The sequence below is a fragment of the Pseudoalteromonas sp. UBA6610 genome, from assembly GCF_002433295.1.
GTDB lineage: Bacteria > Pseudomonadota > Gammaproteobacteria > Enterobacterales > Alteromonadaceae > Pseudoalteromonas > Pseudoalteromonas atlantica.
In genome coordinates this window covers 23178-29919 of sequence record NZ_DJHW01000059.1, presented here as the reverse complement: position 1 = coordinate 29919, position 6742 = coordinate 23178, and the positions used below count along the sequence as shown (strand labels likewise).

The 6742-nt window shown below is 41.0% G+C and carries 6 protein-coding genes; 4 read left to right on the top strand and 2 right to left on the bottom strand.

All coding sequences use genetic code 11. The features are described from left to right. Positions 1 to 1093, top strand: a 1093-nt coding sequence (sbcB, locus tag B4F91_RS07705; protein WP_288635526.1) for an exodeoxyribonuclease I, incomplete at its 5' end; no start/stop codon positions are given. 531 nt (positions 1094 to 1624) lie between these two features. On the opposite strand, the gene B4F91_RS07700 is transcribed toward sbcB, so the two are convergent. After that, positions 1625 to 2506 (bottom strand): NAD(P)-dependent oxidoreductase, encoded by an 882-nt coding sequence (locus tag B4F91_RS07700; protein ID WP_286939020.1) that lies wholly within the window; start codon positions 2504 to 2506, stop codon positions 1625 to 1627. A gap of 116 nt (positions 2507 to 2622) precedes the next feature. On the opposite strand from B4F91_RS07700, the gene B4F91_RS07695 reads away from it, so the two are divergent. Beyond that, positions 2623 to 3174 (top strand): glutathione peroxidase, encoded by a 552-nt coding sequence (locus B4F91_RS07695; protein WP_004587708.1) that lies wholly within the window; start codon positions 2623 to 2625, stop codon positions 3172 to 3174. Positions 3175 to 3477: 303 nt separating this feature from the next. Next, on the top strand, positions 3478 to 4458 hold the full coding sequence (locus tag B4F91_RS07690) for a 2-hydroxyacid dehydrogenase (protein WP_286939018.1): 981 nt from the start codon (positions 3478 to 3480) through the stop codon (positions 4456 to 4458). A gap of 66 nt (positions 4459 to 4524) precedes the next feature. Here the strand turns inward: B4F91_RS07690 and B4F91_RS07685 are convergent, their stop codons facing one another. Beyond that, entirely contained in the window at positions 4525 to 5847 is a 1323-nt protein-coding gene (locus tag B4F91_RS07685) for a sodium-dependent transporter (RefSeq protein WP_004587706.1), read from the bottom strand. Between the two features lie 138 nt (positions 5848 to 5985). Here B4F91_RS07685 and B4F91_RS07680 point away from each other — a divergent pair, with 138 nt between their 5' ends. Continuing rightward, entirely contained in the window at positions 5986 to 6732 is a 747-nt protein-coding gene (locus B4F91_RS07680; protein WP_286939017.1) for a 4'-phosphopantetheinyl transferase family protein, read from the top strand. Positions 6733 to 6742 lie beyond the last annotated feature (10 nt).

The window sequence follows — 6742 nt, the reverse complement described above, 5'->3', positions numbered from 1 at the left end:
TAACTTTTACGACCCGTACGAGCGCGAATATAAAAACAATAACAGCCGCTGGGATATTATTGATTTAGTACGTGCGTGTTATGCGCTGCGCCCTGAGGGGATTGAATGGCCGTTAAAAGAAGACGGCAGCCCGAGCTTTAAGCTTGAGCATTTAACGGTAGCTAATGGCATTGAACACGCCGCTGCTCACGATGCGCTAAGCGATGTAACTGCCACTATTGCACTGGCTAAACTTATAAAAGAAAAACAACCAAAGCTTTATAACTTCTTTTTTGGGCTGCGTAATAAAAAAGCGCTTGGCGAGTTAGTTGATGTATTTAACATGACGCCGCTGGTACACACATCATCGCGTATTCCTGCAACGCAGGGCTGTACTACGTGGGTAGCGCCTATGAGCTTTCATCCGGTAAATAAAAACGCGGTTATTTGTTTTGATTTAACCCAAAGCCCGCAAGTATTGCTTGATTTAAACGTAGAAGAGTTACGCAATCGTTTATACACCAAACGCGTTGATTTAGCCGAGGGTGATTTACCTGTTGGTTTAAAATTGGTGCATTTAAACAAGTGCCCTATTTTAGCGCCTGCTAAAACGTTATTGCCTGAAAACGCAGCCCGTTTAGGCATTGACCGCGAGCAATGCCTCGCTAATTTAGCTATTTTAAAAGCCAATACCGAGCTTCGCGATAAAGTAACTGAGGTGTTTAACGAAAAAGGCGATTACAGCGCGACCACTAACGTTGATTACTTACTTTACGATGGCTTTACAAGCCACGCCGACAAAGCTAAATTTGCGATTATTCGCGATGCTAAACCAGACGAGCTAGCGGGCTTAAATTTAGATTTTGAAGATAAAAAATTCAATACATTACTGTTTAGATACCGTGCACGAAACTGGCCAGAAACGCTAAACCAGCAAGAGCTTGACCAATGGCGTCAGTATTGCCAAAACAAGTTAATGCACGGAGAAGATCAACCCTCAATTAGTGCACAAGATTTTATGATCACCCTTGAGAACTTGGCCCATGAGCACGACGACAGCGAAAAAAACCTGACCATCTTAAAGGCTTTGTATAACTACGCGCAAAGCATGTAATTTAGTTTAAGTTTGTGTAGAACACTTTTAAAACGCGACACTTTAGCTATAAAGTGTCGCGTTTTTTGTTTTATATAACTTTACTACTACAATCAAAGCCAAAATTTTTTGCACAAAGAGAAACGAATGAGAAGTAAATGAGAAAACATAAAGGCCAACAATAATCTTGTTAGAACTATCACTGCCTCTAAAAGCAAAGCGCCTCTTATCCTCTTTGTGAATAAATTACTTTACGGGCTTTGCCCGTCACGTAAGCAAACTTCGCATCTACAAGTAAAACCCATATCTACACCAGCGTGGTAGAGGTAGAGCTTGCTCACGTGAAAAGCGCAGCTTTTAAATAAAAAATAATCCACAAAGAGAAGCGAATGAGGAAAAAATGAGAAAACATACAGACCAACAATAATCTTGTTAGAACTATCACTACCTCTAAAAGCGCAGCGCCTCTTACCCTCTTTGTGAATAAATCACTTTACGGGATTTGCCCATCACGCAAGCAAGCTGCGCGTTTACATTGATATACTCAAAACGTTATTTTTTGTGCAGTGCTTCAATGCGTGCTAGTAAGCTTGATGTATCGTATCGGCCCCCGCCAAGCGCTTGTACGTCGGCGTAATATTGATCAACCATTGCAGTCATAGGTAACGTAGCGCCGTTGTTTTTAGCTTCATCAAGCGCGATGCCTAAATCTTTGCGCATCCAATCTACGGCAAAACCAAACTCGTACTCACCTGCCCACATTGTTTTATAGCGGTTTTCCATTTGCCACGAACCCGCAGCCCCTTTTGAAATGGTTTCAATTACTTTTTCACCATCAAGCCCTGCTTGTTTAGCAAAATGTAAGCCCTCGGCTAAGCCTTGCACTACGCCGGCAATACAAATTTGATTAACCATTTTACATAACTGCCCTGCGCCCACATCGCCTAATAACTGGCTAAAACGGCTATATGCCGCCATTACGGGTTGCACTTTAGTGAAAACAGCTTCGTTACCGCCTGCCATGACTGTAAGCACGCCGTTTTCAGCACCTGCTTGTCCGCCTGATACGGGCGCGTCTATAAAATCTATATTTTGCAAGACTGCTTTTTCTGCTACTTCACGGGCTACTTCGGCCGATGTAGTAGTATGGTCAACCAAAATGCTATTAACGGCCATCCCCGCTAAAACACCATTTTCACCATAAACAACCGCACGTAAGTCATCGTCATTACCTACACACATAAATACAATATCAGCATTATTAGCAGCTTCTCGCGGCGTGGTAGCAAAGCTTCCTGCATACTCATCTACCCAGCTTTGCGCCTTTGCTTGAGTGCGGTTATATACACACACATTAAAGCCCGCTTTTGCTAAATGCCCTGCCATTGGGTAACCCATTACCCCTAAACCTATAAATGCAACATTGATTGACATAAAAGTGCCTTATTTTCCTGCTAACTTAGAAACTATGCCCGATTATGTCAATCGGCTGCTTAAAAAGCGAATTAAGTCTTTATAAATTTCCAACGTAAGGAAATAAGTAGGTAACCATGGATAGTATTTATCAATTTAGTGCCCCTTTGTACAACAGCGAAAGCTTTGCGCTTAGCCAGCTAAAAGGCAAAACAGTACTTATTGTTAATACAGCAAGTAAGTGTAATTTTTCGGTGCAATTAAGTTCGCTAGAAAAGCTCTATCAAGAATATAAAAATAGCGGTTTCACTATCTTAGCGTTTCCGTGTCATCAATTTGGCCAAAACGAGCCGCTTGATAACCTCGCAATTAAAGACTTTTATCAAGGACAATTTGACGTGTCGTTCAAAGTGTTTGGTAAGGTAATGGTAAATGGGCCCGAGGCGCATCCGCTGTTTAATTACTTAAAGTCGCATACCCGTGGTATTTCGCAAAACCGCGCAGTAAAGTGGAACTTCACCAAGTTTTTAATTAACCCACAAGGCCAGCTCGTTGCACGTTATGCGCCGCGCACCAAGCCCGAAACGCTTAAACAGGTCATTGAGGCAAATTTACCTAGCGCACTAAACGCTAATAATTTAAATAACGCAAAAATAATACCCAACTTTAATGCATTAAAAGGCGCTTAATTATTCTAAATCAATAAACGGGTGGTTACTCAAGCATGCTTTATTAAACTAGTTTAAGGTTACGTATAATACCAATCGGCAATAATACTAAATCATTTTTAGGGGCTAAACGTGTCGCTATCTGCGTTAAAAAACTCTCATTTACGACTGCATGGATGCAGAAGGTAGAGCAATGTAGGAGCAATTGCCGAGAACAACTAAATAGCGAATTTTTTGCCTTACTATCAACGCGTTTTTATATCCTCAAAATAGAACGCTTGATTATACGCATTGGTATAACAGCTAGGCTTTGGAGTAAATAATATGAACATTGCTTTTTTTAGTACGCAAAAATACGAGCAGCCTTTTTTTAAGCGCAGTATTAACAAACACCCTCAAATAGAGATTTGTTACTTTGAGCAAGCACTGAATGAGCAAACAGCCCTGCTTGCTGAAGGGTTTGATGCTGTGTGTGTATTTGTAAACGACACGGTTAACGCCCTCGTTATTGAGCACCTTGCTGAGCAAGGAATTAATACTATTTTACTTCGCTGCGCAGGGTTTAATAATGTTGATTTAGTGGCTGCCAAAGCACACAACATTAAGGTATTACGAGTGCCCGCATACAGCCCAGAAGCCGTAGCTGAGCACTGTGTTGCACTTATGCTTACCCTTAGCCGTAAAACACATAAAGCCTATAACCGCGTACGCGAAGACAACTTTGATTTAAACGGTTTATTAGGCTTTAACTTACACGGCAAAACAGTTGGCATTATAGGCTGTGGCAAAATTGGCCTTGCCCTTTGTAATATTTTAAATGGCTTTGGCGCGCATGTTTTAGTGTGCGACCCTTATGCAACACCTGGCAATTACACCATTACCGATTTAGATTCGCTGCTTACTCAAAGCGATATAATTTCACTGCACTGCCCACTGAATGAGCAAACACACCATTTAATAAACGCCGATGCATTTAATAAAATGAAACCTGGGGTAATGCTAATTAATACTTCGCGCGGTGCGCTACTTAATAGTAAAGCGTGTATAAATGCGCTTAAAACTAAAAAGCTAGGGTATTTAGGGCTTGATGTGTACGAGCAGGAGTCGGAGCTATTTTTTAAAAATCATAGCGACGAGATAAACCAAGACGATATATTCTCGCGCTTAGTTAGTTTTAAAAACGTATTAATAACTGGCCACCAAGGCTTTTTTACTCAAGAAGCCCTTAGCGAAATTGCCAATACCACCATACAAAACGCAATAGAAATTAATGAACAGAGACCTTTAACCAATGAGGTTTTATAAAGCCGCGGCCCATTAATTTGCTTTACCCGTTTTGCTATTTACATAACGGGTAAAGCTTAAAATACTTTAGCCAAACGCAACGTTTGCAAAAACAAGAGTCATTAATACTGGGCACACAAAACGAATGTATTGAGCAAACCAGTAATGCGTGCCGGTGCTGGCTTTATGAAGCTTATTACCGCGTTTCCACATCCAACCTGCGGTTATAAAATAAAATAGCCCCATAAGTGGTAGTTGGTACTGAGTAAATAGCATGATTACTAAACCAAATAGCCACTCAAAGTTTAATATTATTGCACTAGCGCATATTAACACCACTAGGCTAACGGCCCACGTTGCTTTAGTACGATCTACGCGGTGGTTTTCTACTAAAAACGCTACCGGTATTTCTGTGGTAGAAATAGTCGATGTAACCGATGCAATCGACATAAGTACAAAAAACAGTAACCCAATTAGTAAGCCAATTTCGCCCATGGTACTAAAAAGCTCAGGCAAAATAGCAAATATAAGCTGCCCTTCACCTATAAGTTTTCCGCCGCTAAACACCTCTACCCCGTTATGCTGCGCTACATAAATTGCAGGCACTATCAGTAAACCTGCTAAAAATGCCACGCTGGTATCAAGCAGTGCAACGCTTGCAGTTAGTTTTGGCAGGTTTGCATCTGGCTGCAGGTACGAGCCATAAATCATCATGCAGCCAACCCCTAATGAGAGCGAGAAAAACGCCTGCCCCATTGCAGCAATGATTAAATTTGGGTCAAGCACTTGGCTAAAATTAGGAATTAAATAAGCAGCAAACCCTTCGCTGGCGCCTTCTAAACTGGCTATATAAAAAATTAAGCCTATTAGTAGCACCAATAACAATGGCATTAAACGGCGTGACCAGGTTTCAATCCCAGATTTAACCCCTTTTAAAATAATACTGGCGGTTAAAATAAGCATAAGCGGCGTAAATATAAAATTACGCACCATAGAGTCGCTGTGTAAAAATTCGCTTGCGGCGGTAAAACCAAAAAATGTAGTAATAGGCTCTATCGCGTAAGAGAGCATCCACCCAGCTACAATAGAATAAAAGCTAAGCATAACCACAGCGCCCGCAAGGCCAATATATCCTGCGGCAGCCCCTACTTTTTTGTTGGTATTTTGCCACGCATTACCCAATGCTTTTACTGGGTTTGCTTGCGCTTGGTGGCCTAAATAAAGTTCGGTATAAAGCGCAGGTAGCGCAAGTAAAAATATAACTACAAAGTAAACCAATAAAAATGCACCGCCACCATGGTTGGCCGCCTGCGTAGGAAAACCCCAAATATTACCTAAACCCACTGCTGCGCCTGCAGCGGCTAAAACAAAACCAAAACGGCTTTGAAATCCATCACGCACTTGTGCCATACATCTACAAATTCTGTTATTCTTTGATTATTGTGAATTAAACCATATTTAATGCCAACTGAGTAATAAAATTGCTTTTGGCATAAATAAGCGCTGTTAACCGCTCATAATTACAGCACTCACTTATTTTAAGCGCGTATGACTAACCACTTTTTTAAAAACATCCTAAGTGTTGCTCCCTCTTTTTATAGCGATTTACCCCCTAGCAACAATACTATTTTAGTGTTTAATGCCAACACACTTAATGTAGAACACCTTGATTTAACCCAGTACCTAAGCCCATTTGAGCTAAGCGTTATAAATCGCCGTAAACGCATGCAAGCAAAGCAAGAATATGTAGCATCGCGTATATTACTAAAGCAACTTGCAAAGCATACTCAGCCCCAATACGCACACATACCGCTTAATAAAATGAGCACCCACTTTAATGAAGAATGCTCAAAACTACAGCTCCATATAAACCACACCGTTATTAATACCTGTATTTCGCACTCGCATGGCTTAGTTGGCGTTGCACTTAATGTTACTAAGGCGGAGTTTGGCTTTGATATTGAAAAAATAAACTTAAAACGCCCATTCGAAAAGCTCGCTAAGCATTTTTATCATAAGGCTGAAATTGCCTTAATTACCGCGCCTTTGGCTATAAAAGAGCAAGCCCACCGCTTTTTTAGAATTTGGACCTTAAAAGAGGCACTCGCTAAAGCAACTAGCCGCCCAATAGCGCAATTGCTTAGCCCAAATGTATTTGATGAATTTTCTTTGTTAAACCTTACAGCATCGAGTAACAGCATAACGGTTGCCAATGAGGAGTTTGATATAAGCGTGGCGCATAAAAAAAGCACCGACTGGCGGTGCTTTATACTTAATAACTTGGATACTGAATAACTTGGCTTTA